Genomic DNA, 17,554 nt, shown 5'->3' with positions numbered 1-17,554 from the left:
TCAGTCTGCGCGGCCGCGGTCCCCCGGCACGCGTCGCCGATATGACGCCGGATCGAAGATCGGGCGAACACTCATCGAACCGGTCGCCGCCCGCATCAGCAGCCATAGCGTCGGCAGGGTGATTGCCCAGGTCACGGCCAGCACCGACAGCGTCGGCAGGATCGCGACCCGGACATCGCGACCCGCCACCCGGACCAGATCGGGATCGGCGCGACTGTATTCGACATTGATCCGCTCGCCCGCGGTGAGGTTGGTCGGGTAGAGGACGCCGACTTTCGGGTTATGGGTCACCCCGTCGGGGGTCACGTACATCACGGCCGAGCGCAGCCGTCCGGCCGAGAGCACCTCACCGGTGGTCGCGCCTTTGTCGGATTCGATCAGATAGTCGTTGCGCCAGGCCGCCAGGAACAGCAGCAACACCAGCACGCTCACCGAGAGCGCGGTGATCACCACACCGACGCACACCTTGCGCAGTCGTTCCGTCCGGGCCGATCGTGGTGCCGGGCCGGTATCCGGCGCCGGTCGGCCGCCGGATGCCGGGGCCGCGACGAGCGGCTCGGCCACTGCTGTCTGCTCGGCCACGCTGCCTCCTGCGGAATCGTTCTCGGCCGGGGCGGCTGCGCCGTCGCGCGTGCCGTCCTCGAGGTAACCGGGGTCGCGCGGTTCGCGGCGGCTGGTTTCCGGCACCGCAACAGGCTAGCGGGGTCGGCTAGGGTGAGCGCTCATGGCCCGAAAATTCGGCTTCACGCTGTCCTATCCGATCCCGGTGGCCGATCTCCACGCCGCGCTCACCGGAGAAGAACTGTGGCGCGACCGGTTCGCCGGCGCCCCGACAGCCACCCTCGACCTGTCCCACCCCGGTGGCCCGGGGACCAGCCGTGTCGAAATGAACGAGACGATCCGCCAGGACAAGATCCCCGGCCTCGTGCGCAAGGTGCTCAAGAGCGAATTGGTCGTCACCCGTATCGACAATTGGCAGGCCCTCACCGGATCCACCGCCGCGGGGACCTTCGAGGGGACTTCCTCGGCCATTTCTTCGGAGATGAAGGGCACCTACGAACTGCGCCCCACCGCCGAGGGCTCGGAGATCGTGATCTCCGGCTCGGTGAAGGTGAAGGTTCCGCTGGTCGGCGGCGCCATCGAACCGCTCGCCGAGCAGTTGCAGCGGCGGGTCGCCGAGAGCGAACGCAAGTTCATCGTCAAATGGTTCGACGAGCGCGCCGAGGTCTGATGTCCCTCCGGGGCCGCGCGGCAGTGCGCGGCCCCGGACCTACACGTCCCGGTCCGGTACCGTTCCCGGTGGTCGGGGTGGGCGACAGTTACCCAGCGGAACCCGTTGTCACCCATTTGGATATCGGCCGTTTCCACGAATCCGAGTATGTCGATATACCAGTTCTTGGCCGCTGTCCGATCGGTCACGTACACGGTGACCAGCGAAACGTTGTTGATGATCGGAGGCATGGTCCGAGACTATGGGCAGGTCGTATCGCCGGGCTTCTCCGAAATTGCGATATCGGGCCGCCGATCGGACAACCCGTGCATGAACATGTAGCAGCCCGGGATCCGGGGTACGCCGTCGGCGAACTTCGCCTGGTACTCCGACGGTGAAACCCCCACCAGATCGGTGAACTTCCGGGAGAACGAGCCCAGACTGCTGTATCCGACGAGCATGCAGACCTCGGTCACCGTGGTGTTGCCGGCACGCAGCAGATCCTGTGCTCGCTCGATGCGGCGCTCGGCCGGATATACCGCGGGCGTGCGGCCGTAGGTGGCCGCGAAACAGCGCGGGAAAAGGTATTTCGACACCCCGGCGGCCGCCGCCATACCGTCGAGATCCAGCGGACGGGCGTACTCACGGTCGACGAGATCGCGTGCCCGCCGCAGATGTGGCAGCAGATCCCGGGGTACCGGCCGGACCGTCACGACGACCTAGCAGAACGGTGCGAGGTCGTCGAAGCGCATCGAGGCCCGGCCCGCGGTGCGCCAGGCCCGGGCGGTGAGGTCCACGTCCTCGTCGGTGACGAGATTGCCCATCACCCGGACCGCGGTGCGCTGCAGGAACTTCGAACGCATCACCGGCGGCCCGCTGATCGGAACCATCCGCGGGTGGGTGGCCAAGCCCGCGATCCGCCGCGCCACCGAATAGGTCCGGCCGTACTTCGCGCGTAGCAGTTCCGGCCACACGCGGGTCAGATCCGGCTCGTCCAGCAGGCCGGCGAGCATATGCCCGCCCTCGAGGCCGTAATCGATCCCCTCGCCGTTCAGCGGGTTCACACAGCCGGCGGCATCGCCGAGCAGCGCCCAGTTGCGGCCCGCGATACCGGAGACAGCACCGCCCATCGGAAGCAGCGCCGACGAGACCGCGCGCACCGAACCACTCAGTTCCCACTCTTCGCGCCGCAGCTCCGCGTAGTGCTCGAGCAGCGGCTTCAACGCGATATGCGACGGCCTGCGTTCGGTGGCCAGCGAGCCGACACCGATGTTCACCTCGCCGTTGGCGAGGGGGAAGACCCAGCCGTAGCCGGGCACCAGTTCGCCCTCGGCATTGCGCAGTTCCAGATGCGAGGTGATCCACTGGTCGTCGCTGCGGCCGGAAGAGATATAGGCCCGCGCCGCCACCCCGTAGGCGTACCGGCGATGCCAGGTCCGGCCGAGCAGTTTGCCGACCGGGGAGCGTACGCCGTCGGCCACGATCAGGGTCCGGCAGCCGATCTCGTGCGATGCGGCACCGACCCGGACCGTCACCCCGGTGACCCGGTCGCCGTCGCGCGCGATATCCACGACCTTCGCACCGTCGCGCATCCGTGCGCCGGATTTCACCGCGGTCTCGCGCAATTTATCGTCGAGTTCGGTCCGTGGGATCGCGCTGCCGTAGGTCGGGAACGAACCCCCGGGCCAGGGGAGCAGGGCCTCGCCACCGAAACCGGCCATCCGCAGACCGTGGTTGACGGTATGCGCTCGCACCCATTCGCCCAGCCCCAGATGTTCGAGTTCCGCGGTGGCGCGCGGAGTCAGGCCGTCGCCGCAGGTCTTATCGCGCGGGAAGACCGCGGAATCCAGCAGCAGCACATCGCGACCCGCCCGCGCGGCCCAGGCCGCGGCGGCCGAACCGGCCGGGCCCGCACCCACCACCAGCACCTGTACGCGCGCGGGCAGCGCGTCCCGGTCGGTATCGGATGGCGTGGCTTCGGGTGCACCCATGCGGTCAATAGTTACAGGCCGTCGCCGGTGATGTCGATGGCGGTACGGTGCACAGCATGAGCGTTTCAGGCCCGGCGGCGGAAGTGCGATACCTTCGCCTGCGCTTCGGCCTCCGCGCCAGTGTGATGACCGATCGCCGGTCTCGCTCATGCTCGATCAATACAGTGACGGTGTTCATGGGCGTTCCGACGTGAACACGCTAGGTTCATCACCGTGGGGTCGGACGCGTCCTTGGGAGAAGGTATGAGCACATCTGCTGTGAGCGAAGCCGGCACGGTGGTGGCGGGGGTAGACCTCGGAGACCCTGCCCTTGCCGAGACCGTACGCAACGGTCTCGAAGAAGTAGAGAAACTGCTGGTCGAGGAACTGTCCTCCGGAGCGGCCTTCCTCCAGGAAGCCGCACTGCACCTGGCCAAGGCCGGCGGTAAACGGTTCCGGCCGCTCTTCACCATCCTCACCGGCCAGCTGGGCCCCCGGCCCGGCGATCCCGACCTCGTCACCGCCGGCACCGTCGTCGAACTCGTACATCTGGCCACGCTCTACCACGACGACGTCATGGACGAGGCCACCATGCGCCGCGGCGCGACGAGTGTGAACTCCCGCTGGGGCAACAGTGTGGCGATCCTCGCCGGTGACTATCTCTTCGCCCACGCGTCCCGGCTCACCTCCACCCTCGGCCCCGATGCCGTCCGCATCATCGCCGAAACCTTCGCCGAACTGGTTACCGGCCAGATGCGCGAAACCATGGGTGCCCGCGAATCCAGCGACCCCATCGCCCACTATCTGCGCGTGGTGTGGGAGAAAACCGGTTCACTGATCGCGGCCTCCGGCCGTTTCGGCGGCACCTTCTCCGGCGCCGACAGCGACCACGTGGAACGCCTCGCCCGCCTCGGCGACGCGGTCGGCACCGCCTTCCAGATCTCCGACGACATCATCGATATCTCCTCGGAATCGGCCCAGTCCGGCAAAACCCCCGGTACCGACCTGCGCGAGGGCGTTCACACCCTCCCGGTCCTCTACGCCCTGCGCGACGAAGGCCCCGACGGCGACCGTCTCCGCACCCTGCTCGCGAAGCCCCTGGAATCGGATGCCGAGGTCACCGAAGCACTGGAACTGCTCGGTCGCTCCCCGGGGATGGCCCGGGCGAAGGAGAAGCTCCGCGAATACGCCGATATCGCCCACACAGAACTGAGGGCGCTGCCCGCGGGCCCGGCCAACGACGCCCTGGTCCGATTGGTCCAGTACACGATCGAACGAGTCGGCTGAGCCTTGTTTTCGGCGCCGCACGAGGCGTCGCGGGGTCGCGGCCCCTCCCGCCATCGGACAGCGCGCCCACTACGCGCCCTCCCGTCTCCTCTGGTCGGTCTACCTCCGTGGTCGGGCCCGTCCCCGGTTCTGGAGCGGCGAAGCCACTGAGCGCAGGGGTGAAGAACCGGGGCTGACAGGGCCCGACTCGCGGCGCCGAAGGGCCGCCATAAACCCGGAACTTCGCGAAGACCGGGCTCGTTGTCCTGCTGTAGCGGTTCTGGCCGAAACTCGCGCGTCCGGTCGCGCGCCACGTATACAGGAGTGCTATGCACGGGCACGGGTTTGCGAATGGAATGAAAACGTTCGGGCTCATGGTCGGACTTTCCGCGCTGATAGTGCTGGCGGGCGCGGCGTTCCGGAACACGACCATTCTGATCGTCTCGGTTCTTCTCGCCGTGGCAATGAACGGCTACGCGTATTTCAACAGCGATAAGCTCGCGCTGAAGGCCATGCGGGCGCAGCCGGTGAGCGAGATAGAGGCGCCGGCGATCTATCGCATAGTGCGTGAGCTGGCTACTATCGCCCGGCAGCCGATGCCGCGGCTGTACATAAGTCCTACGAATGCGCCCAATGCGTTCGCCACCGGGCGTAGTCCGCGGCATGCCGCGGTGTGTTGTACCAGCGGTATTCTGCAGATTCTGGACGAAAGGGAATTGCGTGCCGTGCTGGGGCACGAACTCTCCCATGTCTACAACCGGGATATTCTGATCTCGTCGGTCGCGGGGGCGATGGCCGCGGTGATTTCCGGACTCGCGAATTTCGCGTATTTCGCGGCGGCGTTCGGCGGTAATCGAGGCGGTTCCGGGCCTAATATCATCGGTGTGCTGCTGGTCTCGCTGCTGGGTCCGATCGCCGCGGGGCTGATCAAGATGGCGGTATCCCGATCGCGGGAGTATCAGGCCGACGAGTCGGGTGCGGAACTCACCGGCGACCCGCTCGCGCTGGCATCGGCGTTGCGCAAATTGGAGCGCGGGGTGCAGGCGGCACCGTTGCCGCCCGAACCCCGGCTGACCGCGCAGTCACATCTGATGATCGCCAATCCGTTCCGGACCGGTGATCGGATGGCTCGGATGTTCTCGACGCATCCGCCGATGGCGGACCGTATCGCGCGGCTGGAGCAGATGGCCGGTCGCTGAGGGCTCGGGTCGGCGGTGTGCATGAGCGAGTCGGGCCCGGAGACGGCAGTGCGATACCTTCGCCGCCGCTTCGGTCTCCGCGTCAGCGGGATCGCCGCCCGCCGGTCTCGCTCATGCACGATCGACACAGTCGGCTACCGGTAGTTCACGAATTGCAGGGCGATCCCGAAATCGTCGCCTTTGAGCAGCGAGATCACGGCTTGCAGGTCATCTCGTTTCTTGCTGCTGACGCGTAATTCCTCGCCCTGGATCTGCGCTTTGACGCCTTTGGGGCCCTCGTCGCGGATCTTCTTGGAGATCTTTTTGGCATGTTCGGAGTCGATGCCCTGGACGAGCGTCCCGGTGATCTTGTAGGTCTTGCCGGAGGCGATCGGCTCGCCCGCGTCGAAGGCCTTGAGGGAGATATCGCGCCTGATGAGCTTTTCCTTGAACACATCGAGCGCGGCTTTCACCCGCTCTTCGGATTCTGCGGTGAGCACCACTTTGTCCTCGCCGGACCATTCGATCTCCGCGCCCGTGTTGCGGAAGTCGTAGCGTGTGTTCAGCTCCTTCTCGGCCTGGTGCAGGGCGTTGTCGACCTCCTGCCGCTCGACCTTGCTGACGATGTCGAATGATGAATCGGCCACACTGCGCTCCTGTTCGCTGTTGGATCACCCTGAGTGCTTACGCAAGCTACCTGGTCGGTAGCGCGGGGCTGTGCCGCGATGGTGATCGGGGGCTGTTCGAGCGATCTGGCCAGCGGGTTTGCATTCGGGGTGCGGGTTCGTTGTATCCTGCTGAGCGCACTGGGAAAGCGATCGAAAGATCAAGAGTGCGGTACGAGGCAGGTTGCCCGAGCGGCCAATGGGAGCAGACTGTAAATCTGTCGGTGAAAGCCTACGTAGGTTCGAATCCTACACCTGCCACCTCCGAGCCCCCGCTGGTGAACACCGGCGGGGGTTCTGTTCTTTCCGGACCGACACGGCCGGTCCGTTAACCGGAAAATATGCTCTGACCACTCGGTTTGGAGCTCATGGCGGTGAGTGTGTACTCTCGTTCAAGTCTTCGAGGCAACGGGTACGACTTCGTCGGTTCCGTTGCTGAGAGGTCGTGCCCCCTTAGCTCAGTCGGTAGAGCGTTTCCATGGTAAGGAAAAGGTCAACGGTTCGATTCCGTTAGGGGGCTCGCCGGATTGCCGGTGGTGTCCCGACTCGGCACTCCAAGCCGCGGCGTCGCCTTCGCAGTCGGCGCATAAGGCGGTGTAGCTCAGGCGGTAGAGCAAACGACTCATAATCGTTGTGTCGCCGGTTCGAGTCCGGCCATCGCTACCCATACTGATTGACCCTCTGGTTGACCGGAAAGAAGGCATATCGTGGCCGCGAAGTCCACCGATGTCCGGCCAAAGATCACCTTGGCCTGCGAGCAGTGCAAGCATCGCAACTACATCACCAAGAAGAACCGGCGCAACGACCCGGATCGGCTGGAACTGAAGAAGTTCTGCCCGAACTGCGGTACGCACCGGGCGCATCGCGAATCCCGCTGATTCTCGCGTGACGCCGCTGCGGTAGCAGCGGGTCCCGAGCGTCCGCGTGCGATTCGGCGTGTCGGATGTTCACAGCGTCGAGGTCGTGGTCACCACCGGGTTCCGACTCGGTGGCCCGAGGCGCTGCGGGGTTCGTATTCCGTCCGATGGCGGCGTCCTGGTCCTGCGATGGTTACGCGAACCACCGATTCCGTGTCCGATTGCGGCCGCGGTAATGATCAGGCGGCCTGCTCGGTCACGCCGACTACTATCTTCAGGCCCGATGTCCAGCCGCCATGCAGACTCCGTGCTGCGGGGTCAGATAGGTACAGTCCTCCCGTGACATTGAACACTGGTACAGACGAAGCGGTCGTGACGGATGCGGAGTTGGATCCCGCCGTACATGCGGCCGCCATGGTCGGTCACCACTATCGTGTGGACGACTACTACGAGGTCGGTCGCGAAAAGGTGCGGGAATACGCCCGTGCCGTTCAGGACAGCCACCCGGCGCACTGGGATGAAGACGTCGCCCTGGAATTCGGCTACGACGGCCTCGTCGCCCCGTTGACCTTCATCTCCCTCGTCGGGATCCTGGCCCAGCGAAAACTCTTCGAGACGGTCGTCACCGGCTACGACCTGAGCCAGATCATGCAGACCGACCAGATCCTGGAGTTCCACCGACCGATCGTGGTCGGCGACCAGTTGATCTGCGATGTACATCTGCATTCTTTCCGGCAGGCGTTCGGTGGCGACATCATCGTCACCAAGAACATCGTCACCGATCAGCGTGACGAGCTCGTTCTCACCACCTATACGACCCTGGTCGGCCGCAGCGGCGGCGATATCGACCCGAACCTGAACGCCGCTGTCCGCAAGGTGCTCATGCACGGGATGGACGCGGCCGGGCCCGATCACACCCCGCGCACCCGGCACGAGGTTCCCGCTCCGGCTGCGGGCGAAGTGGTACCGGTCCGGTTCGCCCGAGCGTTCGACGACGTCTCGGTCGGTGACGAGCTGCCCGCCCGCGTCGTCCAGCTGACCCGGGGCGATCTGGTGAACTACGCCGGTGTCTCCGGTGACGCGAATCCCATCCACTGGAGTGACGAGGTCGTCAAACTGGTGGATCTGGACGCCTGCGTGGCGCACGGGATGCTCTCCATGGGCCTGGGTGGCGGTTTCGTCACTTCCTGGCTGGGTGATCCCGGCGCGGTCAAGGAGTACAACGTCCGATTCACCAGCCCGGTGTTCGTGAGTGCCACCGAGCCGGCCGAGGTCGAGTTCACCGGTAAGGTCAAGTCCCTGGACCCGGAGACGCAGACCGCGGTGATCGCGATCGTGGCGAAGTCCGGCGGCCGCAAGATCTTCGGCCGGGCCACGGCTACCGTCCAATTGTCCTGACCTGGTCGAGCGACCCTGATTGGCTTCCGTCGCCGACCGTGCCGTACACTCGGGTTTCTGGGGTCACCAGCCGATGCGCGCTGCTCTGCAAGCTGGTTCCAGGCGGGGTTCGTTCATATCGGCCGTAGTGGCTGAGTAGGCTCGAGCCGATACCGGTTCGACCGGCCCCGCCGACGGGCCGGCGCCTGCTGGAGCGGCGCGCGTGTTGTGTGACACCAGTGCCGATAATTGAATATCGCAGTGTGGCTGGACCTCACGACAGTGTCGGAGTCCAGCCGAAGGGGCGTAGCTCAAATGGCAGAGCAGCGGTCTCCAAAACCGCAGGTTGCAGGTTCAAGTCCTGTCGCCCCTGCCCTGGATTACCGGCGATGAGAGAGGATCGACGTGACCGACGAGCGGGACAACCGCCGCGGCGGATACGGTGCCGACGACGGCGACAACGCCGCCGCCGCGCAGCGGCCGAGCGGAAAGCGCTCCGCTCGCCGGGGCCGGTCCGCCTCATCGGGCGCATCCGATACCGGCTCGATCGCTACCATCGATCGATCCACGCGCGAGGCCAAGTCCGGCCGAGCCGATCGCGAACGGTCTCGTAATCCGTTCGTGCGGTTGTTCAAGTTCCTGCGTGAGGTGATCGCGGAACTGCGGAAGGTTATCTGGCCCAACCGGAAGCAGATGATCACCTATACGACCGTTGTTCTGGTGTTCGTGGTCTTCATGGTCGCGTTCATCAGCGGGTTGGATCTGGCGTTCATCAAGGGTGTCGACTGGTTGTTCGGTTAGCCAGGCGATATCGGAGCCGGTAACCGATCCGCACCGCGGGCCGGACGGAGCCCGACGCCGCGCCCGAACCTTGGCACGCAGAGGATGCACGTGACGACACAGGAAGCGAGTGCCCAGTGAGCACCCCGGAGAACGACACCACCGACGAGTTCCCGGTCGATGATCAGACGGCCGAGGAGGCCGCTGTATCCGTCGAGGAGCCGGCGTCCGACGCCGCGCCCGAGGCTGCCGACGAGGCCGCACCCGCATCCGCCGACGCGGAAGAACCGGACCCGGTCGAGCAGATGAAGGCCGTACTGCGGCGTGCTCCCGGCGACTGGTATGTCATCCACTCCTACGCCGGTTACGAGAACAAGGTGAAGACCAATCTCGAGACCCGTGTGCAGAACCTGGACCTGGAGGACTACATCTTCCAGGTGGAGGTGCCCACCGAAGAGGTCACCGAGATCAAGAACGGTCAGCGCAAGAGCGTCAACCGCAAGGTGCTGCCGGGTTACATCCTGGTCCGGATGGATCTGAACGACGAATCCTGGGGCGCGGTCCGTAATACTCCGGGTGTCACCGGATTCGTCGGTGCGACCTCGCGTCCCTCGCCGCTGACCATCAATGATGTGGTGAAATTCCTGGTTCCGGCTTCGCAGCAGAAGAAGGCGGCCGCACCGGCCGCCGCCGGTGGCGAGACCGCCGGCGAGACCAAGGCCAAGCCCACCATCGAGGTCGATTTCGAGGTCGGCGAATCGGTGACCGTGATGGACGGTCCGTTCGCGACCCTGCCTGCCACCATCTCCGAGGTCAACGCCGAACAGCAGAAGCTCAAGGTGCTCGTTTCGATCTTCGGACGCGAAACCCCGGTCGAGCTGGAATTCACCAAGGTCGCCAAGATCTAACCGGCGGCGCCTGTGCTCCCGGGGCCGCGAGCCCCGGGCCGGAACTTGCAGAGAGCAAGGAAAACCACACCCTAGGAAAGAAAGATGCCCCCCAAGAAGAAGAAGCTCGCCGGGATCATCAAGCTTCAGATCCAGGCCGGCGCCGCGAACCCGGCTCCCCCGGTGGGTCCGGCGCTCGGTCAGCACGGCGTCAACATCATGGAGTTCTGCAAGGCGTACAACGCGGCGACCGAATCGCAGCGCGGCAACGTCATCCCGGTCGAGATCTCGGTATACGAGGACCGGTCCTTCGACTTCAAGCTGAAGACCCCGCCGGCCGCGAAGCTGCTGCTGAAGGCCGCCGGTGTGCAGAAGGGTTCGCCCGAGCCGCATCGCAACAAGGTCGCCACGGTGACTATGGATCAGGTGCGCGAGATCGCGAAGACCAAGCAGGAAGATCTGAACGCCAACGATATCGATCAGGCGGCCAAGATCATCGCCGGGACCGCGCGCTCGATGGGTATCACCGTCGAAGGCTGAGGCGATACTGCGATACCTCCGCCTTCGCTGCGGTCTCCGCGGTCATGAGTGATCCGGCCGCAAAGGTGTAGCGCAGCCTCTCTATCGCGATCCCGCTCCGGGTGGGAGGGCCGGCCAGGCCCGATAACCACAGCTGAACCACGACAAGGACAGAGAAACATGGCAAAACGAAGCAAGGCGTACCTCGCCGCAGCCGAGAAGGTCGACCGCGACACGCTGTACTCGCCGCTGAGCGCGGCGCGGCTCGCCAAGGAGACCTCCAGCACCAAAACGGACGCGACCGTCGAGGTCGCCATCCGGCTCGGCGTCGATCCCCGTAAGGCCGACCAGATGGTTCGCGGCACCGTGAACCTGCCGCACGGCACCGGTAAGACCGCCCGCGTCATCGTGTTCGCGGCCGGTGAGAAGGCGGCCGAGGCGGAAGCCGCGGGCGCCGACGCTGTGGGCGCCGAGGATCTGATCGAGCGGATCCAGGGCGGCTGGCTGGATTTCGACGCCGCGATCGCCACCCCCGACCAGATGGCCAAGGTCGGCCGTATCGCGCGTGTCCTGGGCCCGCGCGGTCTCATGCCGAACCCGAAGACCGGCACGGTCACCACCGATGTCACCAAAGCGGTGAACGACATCAAGGGCGGCAAGATCAACTTCCGGGTCGACAAGCAGGCCAACCTGCATATCGTCATCGGTAAGGCGTCTTTCGACGACAGCAAGCTGGTGGAGAACTACGGTGCCGCGCTGGACGAGATCCTGCGCGCCAAGCCGTCGACCGCCAAGGGGCGTTACGTCAAGAAGGTGACGGTCTCGACGAACACCGGACCGGGCATCCCGGTGGACCCGAACCGCACCCGCAACCTCCTGGAAGAGGACGCGTAAGCGCTACCCGGAACACGAATACCGCCACGGCGGGAGCGTCATCCGACGCTCCCGCCGTTTCGCGTATATGTGGGCGTTCCGTTTCCGGATACGAGGGAAACGCTGGGGGTCTCCGGAAGTCGTTTCCTGAGCCGCGCCTCATCGGCAAGTGTCTTCGAGAGATTGTCGGGTGCGAGTTTTCTCGCCGCGTGGGTTATCGCCGGCGTTCTGTTGCTCCGGGGGAGACGTGCCGTGCGCCGGTACACGACTCCCTGCCGCTGTAGGGGACTATTTCCACACGGATCATCGTTGCGGCATTGCGTGACGGTGGTATTGCTGGTTTCCGGGAGTACGCGCGTCGGCTCCACCAATTCGACCGCCCTGCGCACTGTCCGCGCTGTGGCGCCGGATGGAGTCGAGGCGCGGTGGTACGGCGGATTGGCCGAATTGCCCGCGTTCGTACCCGATGCGGCCGAGCCCGCCCATCCCGCGGTGCTGGATCTGAGGCGGCAACTGGCGGCCGCGGACGCGGTGCTGTTCTGTACGCCGGAGTACGCGGGCACGCTGCCGGGCAGCTTGAAGAACCTGCTGGACTGGACCGTCGGCACAGGTGATCTGTACGGCAAGCCGGTCGCCTGGCTCACCGTCGTGGCGACCGGGCGCGGTACGGGCGCCACGGCCGCACTGGCCAGTGTGCTCGGGTACCTCGGTGCCGATGTGGACGAGGCGATCTGCGCGCGACTGCCCCTGTCGCGGACGGATATCGGCGAAGACGGGCTCGTCGCCTCGCCGGAATTCCGGGCCGGCGCGGCCGATGTGGTGCGTCGGCTGGTCGGGCACCGCCGGAGCTTCGACAACGGCCGGATCGACGACGGCATCCGTTAGAAGAAGGCCGAGACCCCGGCCGGTCGGGCTGTCTCGACCGTTTTGCCAGATGAGGGACTGTCCGGGTATGCTCGATCAGGTTGTCGACCCGTTCGACACCACCATTCTGTTCTACCGAAGACCGTTGGTCGTCGATTCCTCATGGAATCGGTCGAAGGTCCGGCGAGAGTGCCGGCGGCCCACGCAGGGAGAGCCGAGGCTGGAAGCGACACGGTTACCCGTGTGGAGATTTCCTTACGCGCCCCGGAACGCTCTGCGTTCGGGGCGCTTGTTCTTTTGCCGGCCCCTGATTCGGTAGGCCAGTTCCATACCGACATCAGAGAGGAGGCGAAGTATGGCGAAACCCGAAAAGGTTACCGCGGTCGCGGAGATCACCGAGCAGTTCAAGGGCTCGACGGCCGCAGTTGTCACGGAATACCGTGGCCTGTCCGTCAGTGCGCTCACCGAACTGCGTCGTGCGCTCGGTGCCGATGCCACGTACTCCGTCGCCAAGAACACCCTGGTGAAGCGCGCTGCGGCCGAGGCCGGCGTGGAAGGTCTGGACGATCTTTTCGTCGGACCCACCGCGATCGCGTTCATCTCCGGTGAACCGGTCGACGCCGCCAAGGCGCTCAAGGCCTTCGCGAAGGACAACAAGGCGCTCGTCATCAAGGGCGGCTACATGGACGGCGCACCGCTGTCCGTATCCGAGGTCGAGCGGATCGCCGATCTGGAGTCCCGCGAGGTCCTGCTGGCCAAGCTGGCCGGTGCCATGAAGGGCAACCTGGCCAAGGCCGCCGGTCTGTTCAACGCTCCCGCTTCGCAGGTGGCCCGCCTGGCCGCCGCGCTGCAGGAGAAGAAGCAGGCCGAAGGCGCAGACGCCGCCGCGGAGTAACGCCTTCCGCATCCCCATTCGCGGAACGGTCGACTCCGGCTCGCCCGCACAGACATTCACAATCGAAAGGAAACAACAATGGCCAACGTTGACGAGCTGCTCGAAACCTTCGGCAACATGACCCTGCTGGAGCTCTCCGACTTCGTGAAGAAGTTCGAGGAGAAGTTCGAGGTCACCGCCGCCGCTCCGGTCGCCGTCGCGGCCGCCGGTGCCGCCCCGGCCGCCGCCGAGGCCGCCGAGGAGCAGGACGAATTCGACGTCATCCTCGAGGGTGCCGGCGACAAGAAGATCCAGGTCATCAAGGTGGTCCGTGAGATCGTCTCCGGCCTGGGCCTGAAAGAGGCCAAGGATCTCGTCGAGGGCGCGCCGAAGCCGATCCTGGAGAAGGTGGCCAAGGATGCCGCCGAGGCCGCCAAGGAAAAGCTGGAAGGCGCCGGCGCCAAGGTTTCGGTCAAGTAATACCGACCGGCACTGCCGGAAACGGGCGGTCCCCTTTCGGGGCCGCCCGTTTTCTCGTCTTCCGCCTGTTTCCCCCACGCTGGTTAACGGCCGTTCTGCCGTATCGAGATCGGCAGCCGAGGTTACTCTTCGGTCAGGTCGGGTGTGCTATGGGCGTGCCATGGGTTACAGTGACCGGACCTACTGTGACGTGACGCACCGCTTCCGGGTCTGCGGTGCCGAGTGGGTGGCTCGCTGAGAAATGTGGAGGTTGGCGTGGGCGTCGAGGTCAGGACCGAGAGTGTAACCAAGTCGTTCGGTTCACAACGGATTTGGCAGGACGTTTCTATTACCCTGCCTGCCGGTGAGGTCAGCGCGCTGCTGGGCCCGTCGGGTACCGGTAAGTCCGTATTCCTGAAGTCGCTGATCGGCCTGCTGCGGCCTGAGCGCGGCTCCATCTTCATCGGTGGTACCGATATCACCACCTGCTCCAACAAGGAGCTCTACGAGATCCGGAAGCTCTTCGGTGTGCTGTTCCAGGACGGTGCGCTGTTCGGCTCGATGAACCTCTTCGACAATGTGGCCTTCCCCCTGCGGGAGCATACGAAGAAGTCCGAGTCCGAGATCCGCAAGATCGTCATGGAGAAGCTGGAGCTCACCGGTCTGCTCGGTGCCGAGGGCAAACTGCCCGGCGAGATCTCCGGCGGTATGCGCAAACGCGCCGGGCTGGCGCGCGCCCTCGTGCTCGACCCGCAGATCATCCTGGTCGACGAGCCCGACTCCGGCCTGGACCCGGTGCGTACCTCTTATCTGAGCCAGCTGCTCATCGATATCAACGCCCAGATCGACGCCACGATCCTGATCGTGACCCACAACATCAACCTGGCCCGTACGGTGCCGGACAACATCGGTATGTTGTTCCGCCGCCAGTTGGTGATGTTCGGCCCACGCGAGGTACTGCTCACCAGCGAGGAGCCGGTGGTCAAGCAGTTCCTCAACGGCCGCATGATCGGCCCCATCGGTATGTCCGAGGAAAAGGACGAGGCCCAGATGGCGCGTGAGCAGGCCATGGTGGATGCCGGCCATCATCACGGTGGCGCCGAAGAGGTCGACGGCATCATCCCGCAGATGAAGGCTCAGCCGGGTATGCCGGTGCGGCAGGCGGTGGAGCGGCGCAAGAACCGGGTGCGCGAGATCATGCACACGCTGCCGCACGCCGCGCAGGTGGCTATCCGGGAGTCGCTGGATCAGAACGACGAGACGATGGTCATGTCGTACAACTCGGGCCAGCGTGGCAGTGGTGAGCGCGGTAACGATTTCCCGGGGTCGGATTTCGACACCATGCAGTACCCCAAGGTATAAGAAAAGCCTGTTTCCAGAGCAGCGCGTCGGGTCCGTACCCGGCGCGCTGTTTCGTGTTCCGGGAACGGTCGGCAGGCTTCTGCGGCCCGGCGGATCCGGCCGGAACAGGGGCGATGCGGGCAAGCGTTACTGATCTTGTAGTGCGCCCGGCGATCCGAAGGAAGCCAGGTCGGCACGGGCACTTGACGAGTTTCGCCGGACCAGTCACGCTATTGGTGGCGGCTTCGGCCGCCGTCGGTAGTGGACAACCGCCAGCGCCGAATTCGTTGTCGGAGGCTCCGCCCGTGGTCGGCCAACGCAGCCAGCGGAACCGGCCCGGCGCGTCAGCCACGCAACGCTTCGCCGGGGTGGTACTTTGACACCTCCGTGTAGGTAGGTGTAGGTTTGGACGTTGCGCTGGCTGCCTCCTGTCCATTCCTTGATCGCACTACGAAAGTCCCACCCTTCCGGTGTTGCTTCCGTTGTTTGCTGTTCGAGTCTCGTTCGGGTTGTGACCAGCGAGAATCCCAAAATGTAGCAGACAAGCGACGGTCGCGGACCACCACGCGACGCGCGTGAGGTGCTGGAAGGACGCATCTTGGCAGTCTCCACCCAGACAAGCGCCAATACGAAGCTGGGAGTTTCCGGGGGTATCCCCGGGGCTCCGTTGCGGGTGTCTTTCGCGAAGATCCGGGAGCCGCTGGAGGTGCCCGGACTTCTCGATCTACAAACGGAATCTTTCGCCTGGTTGGTCGGCACGCCGGATTGGCGCGAGCGCGCTGCCGCTCGCGGTGACGGCGGGCTGGTCGGCGGGCTCGAGGAGGTTCTCGAGGAACTCTCCCCGATCGAGGATTTCTCCGGCTCGATGTCCCTGTCTTTCTCCGATCCTCGTTTCGAAGAGGTCAAGGCCTCTATCGACGAGTGCAAAGACAAAGACATGACCTACGCGGCGCCGTTGTTCGTCACCGCGGAATTCATCAACAACAACACCGGCGAGATCAAGAGCCAGACGGTCTTCATGGGAGATTTCCCGATGATGACCGATAAGGGCACCTTCATCATCAACGGCACCGAGCGTGTCGTGGTTTCCCAGCTGGTGCGTTCGCCGGGCGTTTACTTCGACCATTCGGTCGACAAGAGCACCGAGAAGGATCTGCACAGCGTCCGGGTCATCCCGAGTCGTGGTGCATGGCTGGAGTTCGACGTCGACAAGCGCGACACCGTTGGTGTGCGTATCGATCGCAAACGTCGCCAGCCGGTGACCGTGCTGCTCAAGGCGCTCGGCTGGAGCGCGGAGGAGATCACCGAGCGTTTCGGGTTCTCCGAGATCATGATGTCCACCCTGGAGAAGGACAACACGGCCGGCCAGGACGAGGCGCTGCTCGATATCTACCGCAAGCTACGTCCGGGCGAACCGCCCACCAAGGAGTCCGCGCAGACTCTGCTGGAGAACCTGTTCTTCAAGGAGAAGCGCTACGACCTCGCGCGCGTCGGTCGCTACAAGATCAACAAGAAGCTCGGTCTGCACCCGGGCGAGGCGATCAACGGGTCCGTGCTGACCCGTGAGGACATCGTCTCCACCATCGAATACCTGGTGCGACTGCACGCCGGCGACCGGATGATGACTGCTCCCGGCGGCGTCGAGGTGCCGGTCGGCGTGGACGATATCGACCACTTCGGCAACCGTCGTCTGCGTACTGTGGGCGAGCTCATCCAGAACCAGATCCGGGTCGGCCTGTCCCGGATGGAGCGTGTGGTCCGTGAGCGGATGACCACCCAGGACGTCGAGGCGATCACGCCGCAGACCCTGATCAACATCCGCCCTGTCGTGGCCGCGATCAAGGAGTTCTTCGGAACCTCGCAGCTCTCGCAGTTCATGGACCAGAACAACCCGCTGTCGGGGCTGACCCACAAGCGTCGTCTCTCGGCGCTGGGTCCCGGTGGTCTGTCCCGTGAGCGCGCGGGCCTCGAGGTCCGCGACGTGCACCCCTCGCACTACGGCCGTATGTGCCCGATCGAGACCCCGGAAGGCCCGAACATCGGCCTGATCGGTTCGCTGTCGGTATATGCGCGGGTCAACCCGTTCGGTTTCATCGAGACGCCCTACCGCAAGGTGGAGAACGGCCGGGTCACCGACGAGGTCAAGTACCTGACCGCCGATGAGGAGGACCGGCACGTCCGGGCCCAGGCCAACTCCGCGGTCGACGTCGACGGCAATTTCGTCGAGGACCGGGTGCTGTGCCGCCGCGGCAACGAGGAAATGGAATTCGTCGACGCCATCGAGGTCGACTACATGGACGTGTCGCCGCGGCAGATGGTGTCGGTCGCTACGGCGATGATTCCGTTCCTGGAGCATGATGACGCGAACCGTGCCTTGATGGGTGCGAATATGCAGCGTCAGGCGGTGCCGTTGATCCGTTCCGAGGCTCCTGTG

At 65.0% G+C, this 17,554-nt stretch carries 18 protein-coding genes, 4 tRNA genes and 1 pseudogene; 18 read left to right on the top strand and 5 right to left on the bottom strand.

The annotated features are described in order from the left end of the window. A complete protein-coding gene (locus IEY68_RS33130) occupies window positions 1-474 on the bottom strand; it encodes a DUF3592 domain-containing protein (RefSeq protein ID WP_058855068.1) in 474 nt (157 codons plus the stop codon). Between the two features lie 250 nt (window positions 475-724). Between IEY68_RS33130 and IEY68_RS33125 the strand changes: the two genes are divergently transcribed. Further along, window positions 725-1,231: a DUF2505 domain-containing protein gene (locus IEY68_RS33125; protein WP_058855031.1), complete on the top strand. Its 507-nt coding sequence runs from the start codon at window positions 725-727 to the stop codon at window positions 1,229-1,231. Window positions 1,232-1,293: 62 nt separating this feature from the next. On the opposite strand, the pseudogene IEY68_RS36605 reads toward IEY68_RS33125, so the two are convergent. The 3 genes and pseudogenes from IEY68_RS36605 to IEY68_RS33115 all read right to left on the bottom strand — a co-directional run. Then, a pseudogene (locus IEY68_RS36605) lies at window positions 1,294-1,461 on the bottom strand (VOC family protein); the annotation flags it as partial. 9 nt (window positions 1,462-1,470) lie between these two features. Further along, window positions 1,471-1,923, bottom strand: a complete 453-nt coding sequence (locus IEY68_RS33120) for a helix-turn-helix transcriptional regulator (RefSeq protein WP_058855030.1) — start codon at window positions 1,921-1,923, stop codon at window positions 1,471-1,473. Between the two features lie 6 nt (window positions 1,924-1,929). After that, complete coding sequence (locus IEY68_RS33115; protein ID WP_058855029.1) at window positions 1,930-3,201, bottom strand: geranylgeranyl reductase family protein; 1,272 nt, start codon at window positions 3,199-3,201, stop codon at window positions 1,930-1,932. A 243-nt stretch (window positions 3,202-3,444) separates the two neighbouring features. Here IEY68_RS33115 and IEY68_RS33110 point away from each other — a divergent pair, with 243 nt between their 5' ends. Both IEY68_RS33110 and htpX read left to right on the top strand, forming a co-directional pair. Beyond that, window positions 3,445-4,467 (top strand): polyprenyl synthetase family protein, encoded by a 1,023-nt coding sequence (locus tag IEY68_RS33110; RefSeq protein ID WP_058855028.1) that lies wholly within the window; start codon window positions 3,445-3,447, stop codon window positions 4,465-4,467. A gap of 308 nt (window positions 4,468-4,775) precedes the next feature. Beyond that, window positions 4,776-5,645, top strand: a complete 870-nt coding sequence (gene htpX, locus IEY68_RS33105) for a zinc metalloprotease HtpX (protein WP_058855027.1) — start codon at window positions 4,776-4,778, stop codon at window positions 5,643-5,645. A 134-nt stretch (window positions 5,646-5,779) separates the two neighbouring features. On the opposite strand, the gene IEY68_RS33100 is transcribed toward htpX, so the two are convergent. Next, window positions 5,780-6,271: a YajQ family cyclic di-GMP-binding protein gene (locus IEY68_RS33100; RefSeq protein WP_058855026.1), complete on the bottom strand. Its 492-nt coding sequence runs from the start codon at window positions 6,269-6,271 to the stop codon at window positions 5,780-5,782. 196 nt (window positions 6,272-6,467) lie between these two features. Here IEY68_RS33100 and IEY68_RS33095 point away from each other — a divergent pair. The 15 genes from IEY68_RS33095 to IEY68_RS33025 form a co-directional block, all read left to right on the top strand. After that, window positions 6,468-6,550: transfer RNA gene (locus IEY68_RS33095), tRNA-Tyr, on the top strand. A gap of 186 nt (window positions 6,551-6,736) precedes the next feature. Further along, window positions 6,737-6,809: transfer RNA gene (locus tag IEY68_RS33090), tRNA-Thr, on the top strand. 70 nt (window positions 6,810-6,879) lie between these two features. Next, a tRNA-Met gene (locus tag IEY68_RS33085) sits at window positions 6,880-6,952 on the top strand. A 44-nt stretch (window positions 6,953-6,996) separates the two neighbouring features. After that, window positions 6,997-7,167 carry a 50S ribosomal protein L33 gene (rpmG, locus tag IEY68_RS33080; protein ID WP_011211653.1) on the top strand — a complete coding sequence of 57 codons (171 nt, stop codon included), beginning with the start codon at window positions 6,997-6,999 and terminating at the stop codon, window positions 7,165-7,167. Window positions 7,168-7,491: 324 nt separating this feature from the next. After that, window positions 7,492-8,544 (top strand): fused (3R)-hydroxyacyl-ACP dehydratase subunits HadA/HadB, encoded by a 1,053-nt coding sequence (locus IEY68_RS33075; protein WP_058855067.1) that lies wholly within the window; start codon window positions 7,492-7,494, stop codon window positions 8,542-8,544. A gap of 279 nt (window positions 8,545-8,823) precedes the next feature. After that, window positions 8,824-8,896, top strand: a tRNA-Trp gene (locus IEY68_RS33070). Window positions 8,897-8,928: 32 nt separating this feature from the next. After that, window positions 8,929-9,324 carry a preprotein translocase subunit SecE gene (secE, locus tag IEY68_RS33065; protein ID WP_063000793.1) on the top strand — a complete coding sequence of 132 codons (396 nt, stop codon included), beginning with the start codon at window positions 8,929-8,931 and terminating at the stop codon, window positions 9,322-9,324. A gap of 116 nt (window positions 9,325-9,440) precedes the next feature. Continuing rightward, complete coding sequence (gene nusG / locus IEY68_RS33060) at window positions 9,441-10,211, top strand: transcription termination/antitermination protein NusG (RefSeq protein ID WP_063000794.1); 771 nt, start codon at window positions 9,441-9,443, stop codon at window positions 10,209-10,211. Window positions 10,212-10,295: 84 nt separating this feature from the next. After that, window positions 10,296-10,730 (top strand): 50S ribosomal protein L11, encoded by a 435-nt coding sequence (gene rplK, locus IEY68_RS33055; protein ID WP_030525641.1) that lies wholly within the window; start codon window positions 10,296-10,298, stop codon window positions 10,728-10,730. A 159-nt stretch (window positions 10,731-10,889) separates the two neighbouring features. After that, a complete protein-coding gene (gene rplA, locus IEY68_RS33050; protein ID WP_058855024.1) occupies window positions 10,890-11,603 on the top strand; it encodes a 50S ribosomal protein L1 in 714 nt (237 codons plus the stop codon). 300 nt (window positions 11,604-11,903) lie between these two features. Beyond that, on the top strand, window positions 11,904-12,467 hold the full coding sequence (locus IEY68_RS33045) for an NADPH-dependent FMN reductase (protein ID WP_058855023.1): 564 nt from the start codon (window positions 11,904-11,906) through the stop codon (window positions 12,465-12,467). A gap of 334 nt (window positions 12,468-12,801) precedes the next feature. Next, window positions 12,802-13,341, top strand: coding sequence for a 50S ribosomal protein L10 (gene rplJ / locus IEY68_RS33040; protein WP_058855022.1), 540 nt, complete (start codon window positions 12,802-12,804; stop codon window positions 13,339-13,341). Window positions 13,342-13,419: 78 nt separating this feature from the next. Continuing rightward, the gene (gene rplL, locus IEY68_RS33035; RefSeq protein ID WP_058855021.1) at window positions 13,420-13,800 is read left to right on the top strand and encodes a 50S ribosomal protein L7/L12; all 381 of its coding nucleotides are present in this window, start codon (window positions 13,420-13,422) and stop codon (window positions 13,798-13,800) included. 255 nt (window positions 13,801-14,055) lie between these two features. Further along, window positions 14,056-15,141: an ABC transporter ATP-binding protein gene (locus tag IEY68_RS33030; RefSeq protein WP_058855020.1), complete on the top strand. Its 1,086-nt coding sequence runs from the start codon at window positions 14,056-14,058 to the stop codon at window positions 15,139-15,141. Between the two features lie 559 nt (window positions 15,142-15,700). Then, a partial coding sequence (locus IEY68_RS33025) for an RNA polymerDNA-directed RNA polymerase subunit B (protein ID WP_505784740.1) occupies window positions 15,701-17,554 on the top strand: 1,854 nt, incomplete at its 3' end.

Source organism: Nocardia jinanensis (assembly GCF_014645735.1).
GTDB classification, from domain to species: domain Bacteria; phylum Actinomycetota; class Actinomycetes; order Mycobacteriales; family Mycobacteriaceae; genus Nocardia; species Nocardia jinanensis.
Note: the sequence above shows the minus strand (reverse complement) of the source record. Positions and strands in the feature narration are given on the sequence as shown.